The 18058-nt window shown below is 57.9% G+C and carries 19 protein-coding genes; 1 reads left to right on the top strand and 18 read right to left on the bottom strand.

The window, feature by feature from the left end:
• Positions 1-42: 42 nt before the first annotated feature.
• The 16 genes from feoB to tsaE all read right to left on the bottom strand — a co-directional run bounded on the left by feoB (position 43) and on the right by tsaE (position 14303).
• Complete coding sequence (gene feoB, locus HMPREF1153_RS03250) at positions 43-1944, bottom strand: ferrous iron transport protein B (protein WP_037369651.1); 1902 nt, start codon at positions 1942-1944, stop codon at positions 43-45.
• Positions 1944-2183, bottom strand: a complete 240-nt coding sequence (locus tag HMPREF1153_RS03245) for a FeoA family protein (RefSeq protein WP_009645483.1) — start codon at positions 2181-2183, stop codon at positions 1944-1946. The genes feoB and HMPREF1153_RS03245 overlap by 1 nt, the downstream gene beginning before the upstream one ends.
• 470 nt (positions 2184-2653) lie before the next feature.
• The gene (locus HMPREF1153_RS03240) at positions 2654-2938 is read right to left on the bottom strand and encodes a DUF2325 domain-containing protein (RefSeq protein ID WP_037369648.1); all 285 of its coding nucleotides are present in this window, start codon (positions 2936-2938) and stop codon (positions 2654-2656) included.
• 274 nt (positions 2939-3212) lie between these two features.
• On the bottom strand, positions 3213-5303 hold the full coding sequence (locus HMPREF1153_RS03235) for a heavy metal translocating P-type ATPase (protein ID WP_009645420.1): 2091 nt from the start codon (positions 5301-5303) through the stop codon (positions 3213-3215).
• Positions 5300-6127 (bottom strand): HMA2 domain-containing protein, encoded by an 828-nt coding sequence (locus tag HMPREF1153_RS03230; RefSeq protein WP_232208177.1) that lies wholly within the window; start codon positions 6125-6127, stop codon positions 5300-5302. Before HMPREF1153_RS03230 ends, HMPREF1153_RS03235 begins: the two co-directional genes overlap by 4 nt.
• 15 nt (positions 6128-6142) lie before the next feature.
• Complete coding sequence (locus tag HMPREF1153_RS03225) at positions 6143-6667, bottom strand: HMA2 domain-containing protein (protein WP_009645489.1); 525 nt, start codon at positions 6665-6667, stop codon at positions 6143-6145.
• 113 nt (positions 6668-6780) lie between these two features.
• Positions 6781-6990 (bottom strand): 50S ribosomal protein L9, encoded by a 210-nt coding sequence (locus tag HMPREF1153_RS03220; RefSeq protein ID WP_037367891.1) that lies wholly within the window; start codon positions 6988-6990, stop codon positions 6781-6783.
• A gap of 148 nt (positions 6991-7138) precedes the next feature.
• Positions 7139-8257 (bottom strand): phosphonopyruvate decarboxylase, encoded by a 1119-nt coding sequence (gene aepY, locus HMPREF1153_RS03215; protein ID WP_009645452.1) that lies wholly within the window; start codon positions 8255-8257, stop codon positions 7139-7141.
• A 24-nt stretch (positions 8258-8281) separates the two neighbouring features.
• Entirely contained in the window at positions 8282-9010 is a 729-nt protein-coding gene (locus HMPREF1153_RS03210) for a class I SAM-dependent methyltransferase (RefSeq protein WP_009645449.1), read from the bottom strand.
• A 36-nt stretch (positions 9011-9046) separates the two neighbouring features.
• On the bottom strand, positions 9047-10162 hold the full coding sequence (locus HMPREF1153_RS03205) for a 2-aminoethylphosphonate aminotransferase (protein WP_009645446.1): 1116 nt from the start codon (positions 10160-10162) through the stop codon (positions 9047-9049).
• Positions 10163-10259: 97 nt separating this feature from the next.
• Complete coding sequence (locus tag HMPREF1153_RS03200; RefSeq protein ID WP_009645431.1) at positions 10260-10805, bottom strand: flavodoxin family protein; 546 nt, start codon at positions 10803-10805, stop codon at positions 10260-10262.
• Between the two features lie 155 nt (positions 10806-10960).
• Entirely contained in the window at positions 10961-11248 is a 288-nt protein-coding gene (locus HMPREF1153_RS12245) for a zinc-ribbon domain containing protein (protein ID WP_009645441.1), read from the bottom strand.
• A 231-nt stretch (positions 11249-11479) separates the two neighbouring features.
• The gene (tsaD, locus tag HMPREF1153_RS03190) at positions 11480-12511 is read right to left on the bottom strand and encodes a tRNA (adenosine(37)-N6)-threonylcarbamoyltransferase complex transferase subunit TsaD (RefSeq protein WP_009645474.1); all 1032 of its coding nucleotides are present in this window, start codon (positions 12509-12511) and stop codon (positions 11480-11482) included.
• On the bottom strand, positions 12504-13001 hold the full coding sequence (rimI, locus tag HMPREF1153_RS03185; RefSeq protein ID WP_009645469.1) for a ribosomal protein S18-alanine N-acetyltransferase: 498 nt from the start codon (positions 12999-13001) through the stop codon (positions 12504-12506). Before rimI ends, tsaD begins: the two co-directional genes overlap by 8 nt.
• The gene (gene tsaB, locus HMPREF1153_RS03180; RefSeq protein ID WP_009645490.1) at positions 12995-13720 is read right to left on the bottom strand and encodes a tRNA (adenosine(37)-N6)-threonylcarbamoyltransferase complex dimerization subunit type 1 TsaB; all 726 of its coding nucleotides are present in this window, start codon (positions 13718-13720) and stop codon (positions 12995-12997) included. Before tsaB ends, rimI begins: the two co-directional genes overlap by 7 nt.
• A complete protein-coding gene (gene tsaE / locus HMPREF1153_RS03175) occupies positions 13701-14303 on the bottom strand; it encodes a tRNA (adenosine(37)-N6)-threonylcarbamoyltransferase complex ATPase subunit type 1 TsaE (RefSeq protein ID WP_009645417.1) in 603 nt (200 codons plus the stop codon). The genes tsaB and tsaE overlap by 20 nt, the downstream gene beginning before the upstream one ends.
• Positions 14304-14608: 305 nt before the next feature.
• On the opposite strand from tsaE, the gene HMPREF1153_RS03170 reads away from it, so the two are divergent.
• A complete protein-coding gene (locus HMPREF1153_RS03170) occupies positions 14609-15157 on the top strand; it encodes an NADH peroxidase (protein ID WP_006193450.1) in 549 nt (182 codons plus the stop codon).
• Positions 15158-15603: 446 nt separating this feature from the next.
• Here the strand turns inward: HMPREF1153_RS03170 and HMPREF1153_RS03165 are convergent, their stop codons facing one another.
• Together HMPREF1153_RS03165 and pdxA are read right to left on the bottom strand one after the other, a co-directional pair.
• A complete protein-coding gene (locus HMPREF1153_RS03165) occupies positions 15604-16968 on the bottom strand; it encodes a GntP family permease (protein WP_009645502.1) in 1365 nt (454 codons plus the stop codon).
• 52 nt (positions 16969-17020) lie between these two features.
• A complete protein-coding gene (gene pdxA / locus HMPREF1153_RS03160) occupies positions 17021-18034 on the bottom strand; it encodes a 4-hydroxythreonine-4-phosphate dehydrogenase PdxA (RefSeq protein ID WP_009645515.1) in 1014 nt (337 codons plus the stop codon).
• Between the last annotated feature and the right edge of the window lie 24 nt (positions 18035-18058).

Raw genomic sequence — 18058 nt, 5'->3', positions numbered from 1 at the left:
AAAGATCTCCTTTCAAGAGTCAGAGAAGCACGGACGGCTTCCCTAGCCGTTCATGCCGAAGGCGCAGGCTCCCCAGTAGACAAGAAGTGAGACGACCCAGGCGACACCGAAGGTGTAGAGGGCGGCGAAGAGCATCCAGCTCCACTTACCCGTCTCCTTCTTGATCGTGCCGAGCGAAGTCATGCACGGCGTGTAGAGCTGCGAGAATACCATGAAGGCGAGCGCCGAGGCTGCCGTGAACGCCGTGCCCATCGAGCCGGCGAGCTGTGTCGCCGTCTCTGCGGCGTCCTCCGCCTCGGTCGAGACATCGCCGACGCCATAGAGGATACCGAGCGTCGAGACGACGGACTCCTTCGCCATGATGCCCGTGACGACGGCCGCGCCCGACTCCCAAGTCTCGAAGCCGTGCAGCGCGAAGAGATGGCTCATACCGCCGCCGATCGATGCGAGGAAGGACTCGCTCATCTCATCCGTAGCGCCGTCCGCATTGTAGTTCGACAAGAACCAGATGGCTACGCTCATTGCGAAGATGATCGTACCGGCTTTGATCAGGTATCCCTTGCCCTTGTCCCAAGTCTCCAGGAGCACCGTCTTCATGTCCGGCATGCGGTACGGCGGCAGTTCGAGGAGGAACGTCGATCCCTGGCTCCTGAACGCCGTGATGCCCAGAACCTTCGCCATGATGATGGCGACGACGATGCCGATGATGTACATCGAGAATACGAGATTCGCGGCATGTTCAGGGAAGAACATCGCAGCGAAGAGCGCCATGATCGGCAGCTTCGCCGAGCATGTCAAAAAAGGCGTGATGAGAATCGACGTGAGCCTGTCCTTTTCCGAGTCGAGCGCACGCGCACCCATGATGGCCGGCACGCCGCAGCCGAAGCCGACCATCAGCGGCATGATGCCCTTGCCCGTGAGGCCGACACGGCGCATGATCGGATCCATGATGAAAGCGACGCGCGCCATATATCCCGTACCGTCGAGGAAGGACAGCATGAAGAACAGTGTGAAAATGAGCGGCACGAAGTTGATGACGTTGCCGACACCCGCGACGATACCGTCTGCAATCAAGGATTTCAGCCACTCGGCGACGCCCGCAGATTCCATCGCGTCATTGATCCAGTCGGTGAACGGTCCGCCGATCCAGTCGCCGACGGCATCTGCGAGCGGCTGACCAATCCACGTGAAGGCGATACAGAACACCAAGTAGAGAATGCCGAGGAGAATAGGCAGCGCCAAGACGCCGTTCGCGAGCACGCGGTCGATCTTCTCCGAAGTCGACAGCCCGACGTTTCCGACGACAACCGCCTTCTTCATGATCTTGTCGATGAGATCATAGCGCATCTCGATGAGCTTTTCGTCCAGCTCTTCGGCGGAAAGGCCGCTCTTCTTGAGTTCCGTCGCCTTCGCCTTGTGCTCTTCAACCATCGCACTCGGACGGTAGTTCGACATGACGGTCGTCGTGAAGATTTCGATGAGCTTCTGGATGCTCTTCTTGCTGCGGCCAACTGTCTGCACGACGGGCATGCCCAGAGCCTCTTCGAGCTTCTGGATGTTGATGCGAATGCCCTTTCTTTCCGCCTCGTCCTGCATGTTGAGGTCGATGAGCAGAGGAATTCCCTCTTCGAGGAGCTGCACTGTGAGGAAGAGGTTGCGCTCGATGTTCGAGGAGTCAATGACATCAACCGCGAGGTCGGGCATCGTCGTCTTGAAGTAGTCGATGACGACCTGCTCTTCCGCCGAGCGTGCATTGATGCTGTAGGTGCCAGGCAGATCGACGACTGTGATCACGCGATCCTTGTAGTTGACGACGCCCATCTTCTTGTCAACAGTGACGCCCGGCCAGTTACCGATCTTCTGGCGCATACCCGTCAATTCGTTGAATATAGTCGATTTTCCCGTGTTCGGGTTGCCCGTCAGGGCGACGCTCATGGTGCTCATCAGGCTCCCGCTCCTTCCTTGATTTCCGTCACTTCAATCTTCTCCGCATCGGCGCGGCGAAGCGCCAAATTGTACGAGCGAAGCCCGATCGCCATCGGATCGCCCATCGGCGCCGACGGCAGCACCTTGATGCGCGTGCCCGGGATCAAGCCCATCGTCATCAGGCGCTGCTTGAGCTCCGAATCGCCCACCTTGTCGACACGAAGAGACATTCCTGTCTTTCCGTCTTTCAACGTCATGTTTCTTACCTCCATTAAATAAAACAGCAAACTGCACGCACAAACGTCCATGTTGCGGACATTGCACGCCTCCCTTAGCGAAACTCAGCCAATCGACCTACGCCTACGGCTCAATCGCTTGGGGTTTCATAAAAAATGAGAACGACAATGAAACTGAATCCAGTTCATCGGCAGAGATAATAATACTCTATCCAGCTCATGCTGTCAAGGAAATAAGGCGCGATTTGAACTTTTTCTATCAATTTATAAATATTCTCATTTAATCAAACAGCGGACGGACGTTCCGCCGAAGAAATTGCACCCTTCCCGTAAAAAATACTGCAGGGATGCAAATGCGCAGCCTCCCCAAAAGCTCCGCCTTGAGACCGACGACGCTCCTGCACACAAAAAGCGCAGGAGCGTCCCCTTCGCTCCTGCGCTTCCGTTAAAATATCACGGAAGACATCGCATCACCATGACGCGTTCCGCCTTCATGCTGAGTGCTCAGCGAGGACGTTCTGCAGCGCCGCCATGCTTGCCGAGTGGCAGAAAGCGATCTTCGCATTGCACTTCTTCGCCTCTTCCTGCGCGTGCATGGCAAGCTGGTGCGATGCCGTGCTCGTGAAAAGAATGATGAGATCGGGCGAGCCGATCTTCCTCCTGAGGTCTCGACACATCTTCGGAAAAACCTTCGCCTTGAACCCGCAACTCTTGCATGCCTCACGATAACGGCACTCCATACACTCGTTCCCCCCAAGAATCACCACACTGCTCATAACCACTCTCCCTTTCTTTTATCCTTGAATATGAATATCACTCATCTTTATGACATAATTATAAATGGGATGAGAATGATTGTCAAGTCCATAATAAAGGGGGATTCGTATAACTTTTGTCTTGGTCTTGCGGGGATGTCACGGCAAGGAAGCGCTGTCATCTTGCGGCAGATATCCCGACGGACTGCAAAGAGAAGCGAGCGACGCGCACATGCACCGCAGCATCAAAAAAGGATACCGCACAAATTTCTGCGGTATCCCTTTCTTTTTACTTTCAGCCGACGCGCCTTACAGGCTTCTTGCCTGTCGAGAGGATGCGTGCGCTGTTCAAGACGACGGCGAGCGTCGCCGTGTTGTGGATGACAGCCGCCCACAGCGGGCTGATCATGCCCAAGGCGCCCATGAGCATGGCGCCCGAGTTGACGAGGATCGTCGCGCGGAAATTCTGATGGATCAGTCCCATCGTGCGCTTGCCGAGACGCAGAGCGTCGACGAGGCCTTCAGGATCTTCCGAGCGGATCGTCACTGCCGAAGACTCGGCGGCAATGTCCGTCTGGCGGCCGCCGAGCGTCACGCCGACGTCGGCAAAGGCAAGCGCCGGCGCGTCGTTGATGCCGTCGCCGACCATCATGACTCTGCCGCCGCGCTCCTTGAGCTTCATGACGTAGTTCGCCTTGTCTTCGGGCAAGACCTCGGCATGGTAGGAGTCGATGTCCATCTGACGCGCCACATGATCGGCGACCTTCTCCGAGTCGCCCGTGAGCATCACGATCTCGTCGACGCCGTAACGGCGCATCTGGTTCAGCGTCTTCTTCATCTTCGGGCGCACGGGATCGGTGATGCCGATGATGCCCATGAGCGAGCCGTTCCGCGCGATGTAGAGGAAGTTTTCCGTCGTGTCCTCGACGACGAGCTCGCCCGCGCCCTGCACGCCGCGTTCCTTCATGAACTTGTAGCTGCCGACGATCACGTCGCCGCCCTTGAATCCGTCGAAATCAGGCACGACCGCCTGCATGCCGCGTGCGACGATCGTCTTCGACGAGCGGTGCTGCGGCACTTCCCAGTTGTTGTCCTTAACGTACTTCTGAATGGCGACGGCCAGAGGATGCACGGAGTGCATCTCCGCCGACGCCGCCAGAAGGATCATCTCCTTCTCCGTCACGCCCTCCGCCGTCTTGATGGAGGAGATCTGCGGGATGCCGACCGTGATCGTGCCCGTCTTGTCGAGGACGACAGTATCGGTATTAGCGAGCGCTTCCATATAGTTGCCGCCCTTGACGAGGATGCCCTTCTTCGCCGCCGCCGCAATTGAGGCGGAAATCGCCGTCGCTGTCGAGAGCTTCAAGCCGCACGAGAAGTCGATGAACAGGAGGTTCAGCACCCTCTGCCAATCGCGCGTCGCGCCGTAGACGATCGCCGCGCCGAGGAACGAGATCGGCACGAGCATGTTCGCCATGTTGTCGGCGAAGTTCTGCACGGGTGCACGTCTCGACTGCGCCTCTTCGACGAGGTGGACGATATGTGCGAGCGACGTGTCCTTGCCCGTCTTCTCGACCTCGATGACGATCTCGCCGACCTCGATGACAGAGCCTGCGTAGACAGGCGACTTCTCGCGCTTCATCGCGGGATTCGACTCGCCCGTGATCGACGCCTGGTTCACGGACGCCTTGCCGCTGACGACGCGGCCGTCGACGCAGATCATCTCGCCCGAATGTGCCGCGATGCGGTCGCCGACCTGCACGGACTCGACCGCGACCTTGCGCTCGACGCCGCCGTCAATGAGCCAGACGAAGCGCTGGTTCATGTTCAGAAGGCCGGAAATCTGCTTCTTCGCGCGCTCCGCTGCGTAGGCGGTCAGCATCTCAGCGCCGTTCGACAGCGTCAGCAGTGTGAGGCTCGATTCGGGCTTGCCTGCGAGCACGGAGGCGATAACCGCCGTACTCGTCAGCGTGTCGGCGTTCGGGCGGCGCTCTTTCACCATGCCCACGACGCCGTTCTTGAGGAAGTTGCGCGCGATGGCCAAGACGAGGAGGCTGCGAAACACCTTCATTCCCGCAAAGGCTTCAGGTGCGAGCTTTTCGAGCGCCTTCATGCCCGCGAAGCTCGCGAGCGAGAAGATTGCTTCGCGCCGATAGCCCGCCATGTCAAGCTCGGGATCGCTCGGTGCGCACTCTTCTTCCATGCGCTTGACGAGCCGACGCACGAGTGCAAGCGGCAATTCTTCCTTGTACCAGACCGTCAGCGCCTTGTCGCCGACCGAAGCGGCGACGACGCCCTTTATGCTTCGAAGCTGTGCACCCAAGAGGGCGCGCTTATCCTGAGCAAGATCCGCCGATAGGCGGAGCGAGCATGTCCCATACGTCATATCATCTTCCATCCTTTCAAGATCGAGAATGCCCACCAAAGCATCTGAGGACCCGACGGCCGCTGTTCATAGAGCAGGATCTTGCGCAAGCCGCGCACGATGAAGCCGAGAGCGAATACCGACGGGAAATCGAGCCAGCCATGCGTCTTCTCGTGCAGCCATACGTTCGCCGCGCCTGCTGCGCGGCGGATGCTTGCACCGAGTTCAGCGAGCGGCTGAGTGACGCCTGCCGCAGGGAGCAAATCGGAAAGCCCCTGCGGCAGATTAAAACCCGCATGCTCCGTAGCACCAAAGACGCGCTTGCCAAGATCCGCCATCAGGCGATCGACAGCTCCCTCATCGCCCGTATAGCAGACGAGCAGACTGCCCGTAACACTCGACGCCTTGACGGAATCGATGAAGGCGATGCGGCCAAGGTTCTTCTCCAGAAGCTTTGCCAGCTCCTCGTTCCCCTGCAGGGCCGCCGCATAGTAGCGCCTGCGCCCGGGCACGGCACTCTTCAGCGCGAAAGCTGGCATTGCCGGTGCAGACACGGCTGCAGAGCCGGACGCGTCCTGCGCCATGCCCTTGCCGCGTCCCCTGCCTTGACCGAACATGCTGCTCATGCCGCTGCCCATGCCCGTCGGCATCATGTTAAAGAGTCCGCTCATGCCGGAACTTCTGCCCATGCCGCCCCGCCCCATGCCGGACGCCATGCCGAAAAGACCGCTCATGCCCGCGCTCCTGCCCATGCCCATGCCGCCGCCCATGCCTGCAGAAGCGCCGCCCGAAAGCATGCTGCCGAGGCCTTGGACAAGGGCCGTGCCGATCATCAAACCAGACATATAAGACATAAAGATTTAACTCCTCCCCTGTGCCATCTGCACATGATGCTTCACATACGTTTCAATCTGTGAAAGCTCTTCGTTCTCAGCAAAAAATTCCGGCTCATAGGTGATGAGCACGGAGCCGGTGAGCGTACTGCACTCGACCTTGTCCACCTCGGGACAGTCGGCGAAGTACGCAAGAATCTGCTCTCTAAGCTTCTCGTTTCCCACGAGTGAACGGCTGTAGAGGCGCATCCTGCCCGGCGCATAGGCGGCAGGGCGCATCGAGCCGATGAGTGCGCCGAGCTTCGTCGGCGGCAGCGGCAGCTTCTGAAGCCCCTCGTCAATCTTCTTCATCACATTTTGCTTGAGACTTGCGCCGAACGGCATCGCAAGATCTTTCGCGAGCTTTTTGCGATACTGCCAAGCGTGAACGAGCGAGAGTGCCGCCCATGCCGTGCCGCAGACGATATGCAGACGCTTCGCCGGAACAAAGAGCGTCACGACCGTGCCTGCGGCAGCCGCTGCCAGCGGTAAGCCTAAAGGAATCTTTGCCATAGCGTCCTCCTTCATGCAATTCGTTATCAACAGCAAAACAGGAAAGGGGCTGCGCACGCAATATGCCATGACGATACGAGCATTTGCCTGTCGCAGCCCCTCTTATGTTTCCCTTACTGGTTCGCGCCGGCTTCCTGCGCAGCGATGAGGTCCTCAAGCTCTTCCTTCTGGCGCTGAAGCTCAGCAAGCGGCACCTGCGCTGCAGGAGCACCCTGCTGGATCGCCATCATCTGCTGCTCGCGCTCCTGCATGAAGCGATAGCCAAAAACGCCTGCGACAGCACCGACAGCAAGACCAATCCAGAAATCGCTCTTAGAGAAAATCGTACCCATAATATTCATCCTCCTAAAATTCAAAAGTGTCGACTCGAAAGACCGCTTCTTCGGCACTCTCCTCGCGTCAACGTCTTTTTCTATCATACCGATTATCCTACCATTTGTCAAGGGTATACCGGACAGTATCTGTTATTAATTAAAGGCTGAGAAAGCGCATCATTGCTAGCTTGTTGGCCTTTGGAGGAATCGTTGGTCGGCCGAGGTCGGCACGCGAGCCGACGGCGCATCGCACCTCTAAAAAGCACGATCCTGCCTGCCCTTTCATCTCCTCCAAGGCGGCGGCAAGCTCCTCGCCATCTTTCGCACGCTGTGCGGCGGCGTAGCCAAGCGCACGCGCGAGCGCCGGAAAGTCGATGGAGGAAGCCGCCGTCGGCATGCCGCCGACGCTCTCGTGCGCCTCGTTGTTCAAGACGACGTGGCAAAAGTTCGATGGCTTTGCGGCAGCGATGACAGCGGCCGCGCCCATGTGCATGAGGAAGGCGCCGTCGCCGTCGAGGCACCACGTGCGCCGCCCCTTCCTTTCGAGCGCAATGCCGAGCGCGATGGACGAGCTGTGCCCCATCGAGCCGATCGTCAAAAAATCGCGCTCGTGCCCCTCGCCGCGCTCCTCGCGAAGCTCGAAAAGCTCGCGGCTCGCCTTGCCTGTCGTCGAGACGAAGACATCGCTCTCGTCTGCGGCGTCGAGGATCGTGCGAATCGCCTCCTCACGGCGCAACGCATAGCCGTTTTTGTAGGAAACCTTCGTGTCGTGCGTGAGCGCGCCCTTTCGAACGACAAAGGCCACCGAACGCCCTGCCTCCAAAGACGAGCGGAAACGTTCCATGGCAGCGCGCACGTCTTCTCCTCGCGTCTCCTTCGCGAGCACGAAATGCTCGACCTGCAGAAGTTCGAGCAGCGGAAGCGTCACCTCGCCCTGATAGGCGTGCTGCGGCTCGTCCTTCACGCCCGGCTCGCCGCGCCAGCCGATGACGAAGATCAGCGGGATCGCGTACGCCTTCTCGTGCAGCAGCGACGCGAGCGCATTGACGATGTTGCCCTCACCGCTGTTCTGCAAATAGACGAGCGGCGAACGACCTGTCGCGAGATAATGCCCCGCCGCGATTCCCGCCGCCGTCCCCTCGTTCGCCGCGATGACGTGCGGCGCATGATTGCCGTATCGCTCCATCAAAGCGTCGCAAAGAGCGCGCAGCTGCGAGTCGGGCACGCCGACGAAAAAATCTGCACCCAAGATGTCCAAAAACTCCGTCGCCTGCATAATACCTCCCCCTTCTCCCGCAGATCATCTCTCTGACTCTTCCTTGCGATGGAAATATACATGATAGATGAACGGATTGTTCCAATAACCTTCGATTGTCGAATCTGCAAAGACAATGGACAGATCATGCTTTTTGGCAAATTCATCAAAGAACGACCTCCGGTAAAAGAACTTGTCAAGGTTCTTGTATCGCTCGTCGTAGTCCGGATCGATCATACGGCGCACACTCAGAAAATCCGCTCTCTTCTCGGCGTCATGCACATCGAGGAGGACGATGCTGCCGCATGTCTTTTCGAGCATTTTTTCCAGCACGGTTTCCGCATAGGATTCATCGGGAAAATAGGAGAAGACACTATTCGCCAGCACGCCGTCATATTTTTCTTTCGTGGGCAGATTTTTCGCTTCATCACAAAGGCTTTCCCGCAGGGTTCCTTCAGCAAATACGTCCTTCATGATAGAAATAAGCTTCTCCGAATAATCGAGGCCACCAACAGCGAAACCATCGAGTCGAAAGAGCCAAAGATTTGCTCCTGCACCGCAGCCGACCTCGAATATGCTGCCGCCTGCGGGCAAACGAAGCGCCGCCTTCGTTTCCTCATACTGCTTTAGAAGTGATTCATACGGTATGCCGCCACCCGTCACATCAAAGCCATTGATGCGCTTGAGTTCCAAGAGCATCGCCCGCTTGTCCGAGCGATCAATGCCTGCAAGCTGTGCACTTCTCTTATTCCAGATTTCCTGCCAGCGATTCATCTGTCTTCTGTCTCTCCTGTCCCATTCATTGCCGTTTCATTCCTTCGGCAAAATCATACCCAATTCCGCAAGAGCTTCTTTCAGCACGCGGAAAAACTTCTCAATATCCGTCTCGTCGATCGCGCCGAGCGCGCACAGGCGAAACGTCCCCTTCTCCTGCATCTTGCCCGGATAGATCGTGAAGCCATGCGCATAGCAATAGTCGTGCACGCGGTCAAAATCCCAGTGCTCATCCGCAGGATAGAGCACGGAGACGACGAGTCCCGACTGAACCTCCGGGCGGATCGCCTCCTTCAGCCCCAGAGCCGTAAGCCCGCGATGAATCGCCTGCGCCACCCGCGCATGACGCGCCGCCTTCGCCGCCTCGCCCTCGGCGAAGTATTCGGCAAGGGCCTGCTTCGCCGCATAAATCGTCTGCACGGGCGGCGTGAACTGCATCTGTCCCGTCTTTTCAAAGTAGGCGTACTGCTGGTAGAGATTGCAGTAATACGAGCGCACGGGATAATCCTTCGACTCCTCGATAAGTGATGTGCGGCCGATGACAAAAGAAAGCCCCGTCATCGCCTGTATACCCTTCTGTGCCGACGCCATGCAGAAGTCAATGTTCGCCTCTTCCATCGAAAAGGGCAGCATCGCATACGTCGATGTCGTGTCGACGACAAACATCGCGCCGTGCGCATGGGCAAGCGCACCGATTTCGCAGACGGGGTTCAGGACGCCCGTTCCCGTCTCATGATGCGTCGTATAGACGAGAGCGATGTCGGGATCTTCTGCGAGCGCACGCTCGACAGCCGCAAGATTGGGCACGTCTTCGACCGACGAGCGAAGGTCGATATGGGGAAGTCCATAGGCGCGGCATATATCGACGGCACGCGCAGAATACGCGCCGTTGTTGACGACGAGCACTTTCTTCCCCGCAGGCAAAAGCGAATTCAAGCACACGTCCATGTTGAGCGTGCCCGAGCCGCAGAAGAGCACGCACGAAAACTCCTTCGCATCGGCATGAACGATCTTCAAAAGCCCCTGCGCCACCTCGCGCATGACGTCGCCGAATTCTTCTTCGCGCGGGCAAATATCGGGCACGACCTGTGCCATTTTCACTGTATCTGTCGTCGTCGCCGGACCCGGATTTAAGAGGATCTTCCTCTCCATCAGTCACCGCCTCCATAAGAAATTATTAAGGAAAGTATAGCACAAGAACGTAAAAAGGGGAAGCGTTCATGTACACTCCCCCTGCACTTCATCCATATTACATCTTGCCCGCTTCCAGCCGCGCCTTTCGCTTCAGCCGCTTCTCCAGCATCACGCGCATGAAATCGTGCGCTCTTTGCAGATCCTCAGCATCGGGGTGGCTCGCAGCTCTCTGCCAGCGCGCCTGCGCCTTCTTTCCCGCGTGCGGGTCATCCTCTGCTGCAGCTTCCTTCTTACGCTTTTCGACGATCTTCGGATTGATCTTGCCCTGGCAAGAGAATGTGCCCGCGATATAGCAGTCCGCGCCGAGCGCATATCCTGCACGCGCGAACGCTGTAACGGCATGTTCGCTGCCTGGATCTGTACCGTGCGTCTGGAAAAATACGACATCCTTGCCCTCGATCTTTGGCAGGAGCGCGAGCATCTTCGGATCGGGCGCACCGAGCCGCAACCAGTAGCCGAGCGCCACGGCCTCGTAGCCCGAGAGGTCTTCCGGCACTTTCTCCACCGAGAAGAGGTCGGCGTCTGCTTCCTCTGCCATCGCTTCGGCGACAAGCTTCGTATTTCCCGTAAGCGACGAATAAATCACGCACCATTCTTTCATAAAAAACAGTCTCCTCCCATTTTATATGCCATCCTTACCATCTTAGCATATAAAACAAGAGGAGACTGTACCTTATGCTACGAAAGTTTGCGTCTTATCCGAGAAAGGAAACCATCCCGCAGGCTTCCATCGGGCAAAAGCATGCAAAGCTTGGCTTACCTGCCTCTTCTGGCAGCGAAGCAATCGCGGCAGTAGACCGGGCGGTCATCCTTCGGCTCGAACGGAACTTCCGTCTCCTTGCCGCAAGCGGCGCATGTCACCTGGAACATCGTGCGCTCACCGTTGTCGCCATCATGGCTGCGGCGTCTCTTTCCGCGGCAGTCGCGGCAGCGAACCGGATCATTTTCAAACCCTTTCTCCTTGTAGAACTCCTGCTCACCTGCGGTGAACGTGAACTCCTTGCCACAATCCTTGCAAACCAATGTCCTGTCCTGGAACTCCATGAAATATCTCCCTTGCTGATAATTATGTGAAAACGTCCTTCTCGGACGCTGCACGCACCGACGGCTTGGCATGTCCAAACCTGCGCTTGCCTACCTATTCTAGCAGATTCAAACAAAAAGCGCAACTGAAATTATTTTGCCATTTCTTGGAGGATGACCAAGCGAAACGCTAGGAATCATCGCTCTTGCCGCGTCTTTCGTCCATCGTGCAGCGGGCATCGGAAACATGCTTCACTCCCCGCCCACATCGCGCAGCGAAAGCCCCGGCACGGCGTTCAGATGAGAGTCGGCGAAGCCACCCGCCAGAGCTTGATAGTAGGCGCGGCAGCCGATCATCGCCGCATTGTCCGTGCAGAGCCGAAGCCCTGGATAATGGAACTCGACGCCACTCTCCGCCGCCGCCTGGCGAAGCCGCCCTTCGAGCGAGCTGTTCGCCGCGACGCCACCTGCCAAGACCAGCGTCCTCAGCCCCGTCTCGCGCAGAGCCGCGAGCGACTTCTCGACGAGCGTCTCGACGACGGCGTTCTGAAACGACGCTGCGACGTCGGCGGCATTGACCTCGATCTTCTTGAGCTTCATCGAGTTCAGATAATTTAAGACGGCAGATTTCAGGCCGCTGAAGCTGAACTCATAGTTGCCCTCTTCTTCCAAGGCGCGCGGAAAGTCGATGGCCGAGGCGTCGCCCTCTTTCGCGAGGCGATCGATCTCGGGGCCGCCCGGATAGGGCAGCCCGAGCACGCGAGCCACCTTGTCAAACGCCTCGCCCGCCGCATCGTCGCGCGTCTGCCCAAGCAAGGTGAAATGGTTGTAGTCCTTGACGTGGACGAGCGCCGTATGCCCACCCGAAGCGACGAGCGCCACAAACGGCGGCTTTAGCTCCGGCGAACTCAAGAAATTCGCAAAGATATGGCCCTCGAGATGATTGACGCCGATGAGCGGCACGCCGAGCGAGAAGGAAAGCCCCTTGGCGGCGGCGACGCCAACGAGCAATGCACCGACAAGCCCCGGCCCGTAGGTGACGGCAACTTGACCGATCTCCCCCTTGGCAACACCCGCCTCCTTGAGCGCCTCGTCGATGACGGGCACGATGTTCACGATATGACAGCGCGACGCAATCTCGGGCACGACGCCGCCGTACTTTTGATGCACGGGGATCTGCGTCGCGATGATGTTCGACAAGATTTCGCGCCCGCCGCGCAGCACGGCGGTGGACGTCTCGTCGCAGCTCGTCTCGATGGCGAGCGTCAAGATGTCCTTATCCATGCGCCTCATCTCCTTTTCCGTCCGTCCCGCCGAGTGCGGCAAGCGTCGCTTCGATGTCCGTGTTCCAGAGGATTTCCGCATCCTCCGCATTATCCGTATAGTAGTGCGGCCGCCTGCCGACACTCCGAAAGCCGAACTTCCTGTAGAGCGCGAGCGCCGCCTCGTTCGACGGGCGCACTTCAAGCGTCATGCTGCGCACGCTGTGCTCCATGGCGATCCGCATGAGTTCTGCGAGCAGCGCTGCGCCGACGCCGCGCCGGCGCATCTCGGGCGCAACGGCGACGTTCGTGATGTGGCCCTCCTCGCCGAGCAGCCAGACGCCGACGTAGCCGATGACTTCTCCGTCGTCGAGCGCCAACAAGTAGTAAGCCGCTTCCTGCGCGGCCTCCTCCCAGAAAGACTCGCGCGACCACGGCATGGAAAAGCACGCCAGCTCCACCTTCTCGACGGCAGCGGCGTCCGTGGGCAGCATCTTGCGAAAGGTCAGCATGACGCCCCCTCCGTCTTTTCTTTGCCATGGCGCTTCTCCCAAAGCACCTCCGCCTCCGAGCGCCGAATGTAGAACGGCTCCAGCGTCATGGGATCATCGCACTCGCCCGCCGCAAGCCGCGCGATGCCGAGCCATGCAACGTGCGAGGCGCGCGCCGTCAGAAGATGCGCGGGCGCGAGCGTGACATTGTCGGGCAGATTTCCGAGACGCGCACGCTTCTTCACTGCGAGTTCTCCCGTCAGCAATACGGGTTTTCCCATGTCCGCCGCCTCGCTGATCGCCTCGGCAAGCGGCGCAACGCACACGGGATGCACCTCGTGCAGACTCCCGTCACGCCACTCGTAGAGACCTGCATAGGCGTTTCCCTTCTGCGCGTCCATCAGGGCGAGCGTATGAACGTCCGGCACGGGGAAGGCGAGCGCGAGCGCCGCCAAGGTCGAAACGCCGACAAGCGGGATGCCCAGACCGTAAGCGATCGCCTTCGCCGTCGCCAAGCCGATGCGAAGCCCCGTGAAAGAGCCGGGGCCGATGCCCACGGCGACGCCTCGGAGAGCCGAGCGCTCGACGCCCGCGAAGGAGAGCGCCCCCTCGATATGCGAAAGAAGCGTCTCCGAATGCGTGCGCCCCGCCTCAACCGTCACTTCCGCCTGCAGTTTCCCCTCGCTCGCCACGGCGACGCTCGACACCGAGCTTGCCGTATCAATCGCCAGAATCGACAACGTCCCTCATCTCCTCAAAAAATTCCTTGAGCTGCACTCCCACAAGCGAAAAACACAGCCGACGGCGATCCGCCGCCTCCTCTGAATCGACCTCCCCCGCCGAAGATGCCACGCGCTCGATCGTCACGCGCACATAGTCTGCGGGCATCTCCTCGCTGAACTTGTCGAACCACTCGACGACGACGACACCCTCGGAATCGTCCGCATACTCGTAGAAGCCGATGTCATAAAGCTCCTCGGCACGCTCCAGGCGATAGACGTCGAAATGCGTAAGGCGCATCTTCCCTTCATATACGTTCATCAAGTTGAACGTCGGACTCGTGACCTCGCCCGAAAACCCCAAACCACGCGCCAATCCCTGCACGAAGAGCGTCTTTCCCGCGCCGAGATCGCCGGCGAGCGCGAAGACCGTCCCCGCTGGGCAAAGCGCCCCGATGCGCTCGGCGAGCGCCGCCGTCTCCTCGGGTGAAGCCGTTTCCACCGTAAACATTGCTGCAACACCTTTCCATAGGAGAGCGCCGCGTCCCTCAGCCATCGCGCCGAACTTTTTGCCGAAGCTCTCCGTCGTTTCTCTGCCTATCATACCACAAGCCCGCCTTTTTTTGAAACGCTTCGCGCAAGTATAGCGATACTTCTTATCAATAATAATTATCCACTAGTATTTATTTTGAAAAAGTATAAAAACGCGAGATATACGGAGATATTTCATGATATATGACTATATCTTTGTTATTTAGCATTTTTTCGATATTTCCTTCTTGGGACACTTCGCCTATAATAAGAGCACAGCAAGCGACAAGCACATGAGGGAAACACCCCGCACGGTGAATCGCGAGCCACTACCAAGAAAAAGAAAAACATCCACGATATTTTGGGAGGTAATGTAAAATGAAAAAGTTTGTTTGCACGGTTTGCGGTTATGTTCACGAGGGCGACCAGGCTCCGGCAGAGTGTCCGATCTGTCATGCTCCCGCTTCCAAGTTCGTCGAGCAGACGGGTGACATGCAGTATGCGGATGAGCATCATGTCGGCGCCGCCAAGGGAGCGGATGAAAAGGTCATCGAAGGCCTGCGCATGAACTTCACGGGCGAGTGTTCCGAAGTCGGCATGTACCTCGCGATGAGCCGCCAGGCAGACCGCGAGGGCTACCCCGAGATCGCCGAGGCCTTCAAGCGCTACGCTTTCGAGGAAGCCGAGCATGCAGCGAAGTTCGCGGAGCTTCTCGGCGAGGTTCTGACGAACAGCACGAAGGAGAACCTCAAGATGCGCGTCGACGCCGAGCACGGCGCCTGCGCAGGCAAGAAGGAGCTCGCTACGCTCGCGAAGCAGCTGAACCTCGACGCCATCCACGACACCGTGCACGAGATGTGCAAGGACGAGGCGCGTCACGGCCGCGGCTTCAAGGGTCTCTTCGACCGCTACTTCGGCAATAAGTAATGACTTTCCCTCGGGGCGGGGATCTTGAACCGCCCCGGGAACTTCCCCATAAAGAAATCACGGCTAACGATGAGTCCGTCCCATCGACGCTCTCGATTCGTCCGTGCTTTCTAAAACCTTCTCAAACCCCATAACCACTATCCAGAGGGGATTTCCCCAATCCCCGACCACTCCCAAAAAGCGACCCTTTCCCCAAGGGTCGCTTTTTCTATGGGTTGTTTCACGGCTGCTGCATCAGCTTCTTCGCCCTCCTTCAACATACCGCACACATGATCAGTAGACTACACGCACAAAAGTCTACTTTGCAGACATTGTGCGCCGCCCTTACAGAAACCTAGCCAATCGATCTGCGCCTTCGCTTGACCTCTTGAGATTTCACGCTAAAATAAAGGTCTCCATGCCACATCGACTGCAGCATGGAGACTTCGATGAAAACTACAGAAATATCAACCGAACATCGCGTTGAGAATCAGGAGCACGATGATGCCGGTCGCCCAAGCAATCGTGCTGGCAACGGAGTAGAGGCGCAGCTGCTCTTTGCCTTCGGTGATACCGATGGAGCGGTTGACGACCCAGAAGAAACTGTCGTTGAAATACGAGTAGAAAAGCGAGCCCACACAGGCGGCGAGAGCCGCGAAGACGGGGTTCACGGAGAGATTCGCGATAATTGGCGCCGTGATCGAGGCTGCCGTGATCATCGCCACCGTGCCGCTGCCTTGGATGAAGCGCACGATCGTCGCGATGAAGAACGGCAGCAATATGGCAGGAATGCTCGTCTGCAGCATGGCTTCGGCCAAAACCGTGCCGACGCCGCTGTCGCGGATCAACATGCCGAAAGCGCCGCCGCCGCCTGTGATGAGGATGATGATGCCCGCCGACTTGATGCCTGTTTCCATTTCCTCCAGCACGCGTTTCTTGTCGAGACTTCCCGTCAGGCCATAGATCGTCAGGAGAAGTCCAATGCCGACGGCAATAACCGGTGTACCGAAGAACTGAATGGCATCGGCGATCTGCCCTTTCATCCCCATGGCAGCCGCCACTGTACCAATAAGAATCAAAAGGATCGGCACAACGATCGGCGCAAACGAGATGAAGGCCGAAGGCAGATGCGCGTCATCGTAGATGCTGCTTCCCTGGTTCGATGCCGCATACGATCTGTCACGCGTCCAACCGCCATCCGCTGTCGGAATCTGCCAAATCCTTTCGCCCGCCCACTTCGCAAAGAGCAAAGGACCGATGAGCATCGGCACGGAAAGCACGAGTCCCCAGAGAATCAAGGATCCGACGCTCACTTCAAAGATGCCTGCGACTCCCACAGGTCCCGGGGTCGGCGGCACCATCGTATGCGTGATAACGAGACCAGTGGCGAGCGCGATGCCGATGGAAACAATCGACTTGCGCGCTTCTGTAGAAATCGCCTTGGCCAGAGGCGTCAAGATGACAAAACCCGAATCACAGAAAATCGGGATGGAGACGAGGAAGCCCGTCAACGCCATAGCGATTTCTTCACGTCCCTTGCCGAAAAGCTTGAGAAAGCACAATGCCATGCGCTTCGCCGCACCCGATACCTCGAAGAGCTGGCCCATCATGACGCCAAAGCCGATGATGATGCCGATGCTCCCAAGCGTACCGCCGAAACCCTTCGTGATGCTCGCGACAATCTGCTTGAACTCGATGCCGCCGATCACACCGACGAGGACGGTTGCCAAGATCAGCGCCAAGAATGTATGAATCTTGGTCTTCATGATCATGAAAATCAAGCAGGCAATACCAAAGCCAAGACCTATGAGTATTTGCGTTTCTGCAGCCATGAGGATTCATCTCCTTGTTCATGAAATCATTACTTCTGCGGAACTGCCCCGTTCATCCCTGCTTGAAATTCGGGGCATATTTTGCTGCGAGGCGGATCGCCTCCACCATGCTCACGGCACTCACGATGCCCTTTCCGGCGATGTCGAAAGCCGTGCCGTGATCGACCGACGTGCGCAGGAACGGCATGTCGAGTGTGACGGCGATCGTACGCTCGAAGTCATACGTCTTCGTCGCGATATGACCTTGATCGTGATAGAGGGAAAGAACCGCCTGATAGCGTCCCTGCAACGCCTGATGAAAGACGGAGTCCGGACCGATCGGGCCCACGACATCATAGCCTTCCTTCTGCGCCTCTTCCACAGCAGGCGCAATTTCCTTGACTTCTTCCCAACCGAAGAGCCCATGCTCACCCGAGTGCGGATTGAGTCCCGCGACGGCCATCTTTCCCTCAACGCCGAGCTGCTTCAATGCTTTCGTGCAGCGGCGGATATACTCAAGCACGCGCTCCTTCGTAATGGCATCACAGGCATCGCGCAGTGACATGTGACGCGTGAGGAAGAATACGCGCATCTCGTCAACCTCGAACATCGTCAGCGGATCACGCGAGTTCGACAGTCCGCCAAGAATCTCCGTATGTCCGATGTAGTTAATCTTCGCCGCACGCAGAGACTCCTTATTGATCGGCGTCGTGGCAATCGCATCAATCTTGTGCGCCATCGCCAGCTCCACGCACTTCTTGATGTAATCAAATGCCGCCTGTCCGCACATCGCTTGGACTTCGCCCATCTTCAGCTTCGCCATATCGACATTTTTGAGATCAATAAGATTGATGACGCCCGCCTCATCGACGGCAGCCGCAGGATCCTCCACCGTATGGATGCGCGCTTTTACACCGCAGACACCGATTGCTTGCTCCATCGTGCCCTTATCGCCGACGACGATGACCCTCGCAACATCCGTCACCTTCTTGTCGAGCAAAGATTTGACGGTGATCTCCGCACCGACTCCGGCAGGATCGCCCATAGGCACACCGATCAGAGGTTTTTCCATTACATTCTTTTCCATACGCACAACTCCTTTTATCTTTCA

It is taken from the genome of Selenomonas sp. CM52 (assembly GCF_000292955.1).
Classification (GTDB): domain Bacteria; phylum Bacillota; class Negativicutes; order Selenomonadales; family Selenomonadaceae; genus Selenomonas.
This window is presented reverse-complemented; position numbering and strand designations above follow the sequence as displayed.

Bases quoted from the DNA above. Each gene is read 5' to 3' on its own strand.
- feoB (WP_037369651.1), bottom strand. From the start codon at position 1,944: ATGAGCACCATGAGCGTCGCCCTGACGGGCAACCCGAACACGGGAAAA.
- HMPREF1153_RS03245 (WP_009645483.1), bottom strand. From the start codon at position 2,183: ATGACGTTGAAAGACGGAAAGACAGGAATGTCTCTTCGTGTCGACAAG.
- HMPREF1153_RS03240 (WP_037369648.1), bottom strand. From the start codon at position 2,938: ATGAGCAGTGTGGTGATTCTTGGGGGGAACGAGTGTATGGAGTGCCGT.
- HMPREF1153_RS03235 (WP_009645420.1), bottom strand. From the start codon at position 5,303: ATGACGTATGGGACATGCTCGCTCCGCCTATCGGCGGATCTTGCTCAG.
- HMPREF1153_RS03230 (WP_232208177.1), bottom strand. From the start codon at position 6,127: ATGTCTGGTTTGATGATCGGCACGGCCCTTGTCCAAGGCCTCGGCAGC.
- HMPREF1153_RS03225 (WP_009645489.1), bottom strand. From the start codon at position 6,667: ATGGCAAAGATTCCTTTAGGCTTACCGCTGGCAGCGGCTGCCGCAGGC.
- aepY (WP_009645452.1), bottom strand. From the start codon at position 8,257: ATGCAGGCGACGGAGTTTTTGGACATCTTGGGTGCAGATTTTTTCGTC.
- HMPREF1153_RS03210 (WP_009645449.1), bottom strand. From the start codon at position 9,010: ATGAATCGCTGGCAGGAAATCTGGAATAAGAGAAGTGCACAGCTTGCA.
- HMPREF1153_RS03205 (WP_009645446.1), bottom strand. From the start codon at position 10,162: ATGGAGAGGAAGATCCTCTTAAATCCGGGTCCGGCGACGACGACAGAT.
- HMPREF1153_RS03200 (WP_009645431.1), bottom strand. From the start codon at position 10,805: ATGAAAGAATGGTGCGTGATTTATTCGTCGCTTACGGGAAATACGAAG.
- HMPREF1153_RS12245 (WP_009645441.1), bottom strand. From the start codon at position 11,248: ATGGAGTTCCAGGACAGGACATTGGTTTGCAAGGATTGTGGCAAGGAG.
- tsaD (WP_009645474.1), bottom strand. From the start codon at position 12,511: ATGGATAAGGACATCTTGACGCTCGCCATCGAGACGAGCTGCGACGAG.
- rimI (WP_009645469.1), bottom strand. From the start codon at position 13,001: ATGCTGACCTTTCGCAAGATGCTGCCCACGGACGCCGCTGCCGTCGAG.
- tsaE (WP_009645417.1), bottom strand. From the start codon at position 14,303: ATGATAGGCAGAGAAACGACGGAGAGCTTCGGCAAAAAGTTCGGCGCG.
- HMPREF1153_RS03170 (WP_006193450.1), top strand. From the start codon at position 14,609: ATGAAAAAGTTTGTTTGCACGGTTTGCGGTTATGTTCACGAGGGCGAC.
- HMPREF1153_RS03165 (WP_009645502.1), bottom strand. From the start codon at position 16,968: ATGGCTGCAGAAACGCAAATACTCATAGGTCTTGGCTTTGGTATTGCC.
- pdxA (WP_009645515.1), bottom strand. From the start codon at position 18,034: ATGGAAAAGAATGTAATGGAAAAACCTCTGATCGGTGTGCCTATGGGC.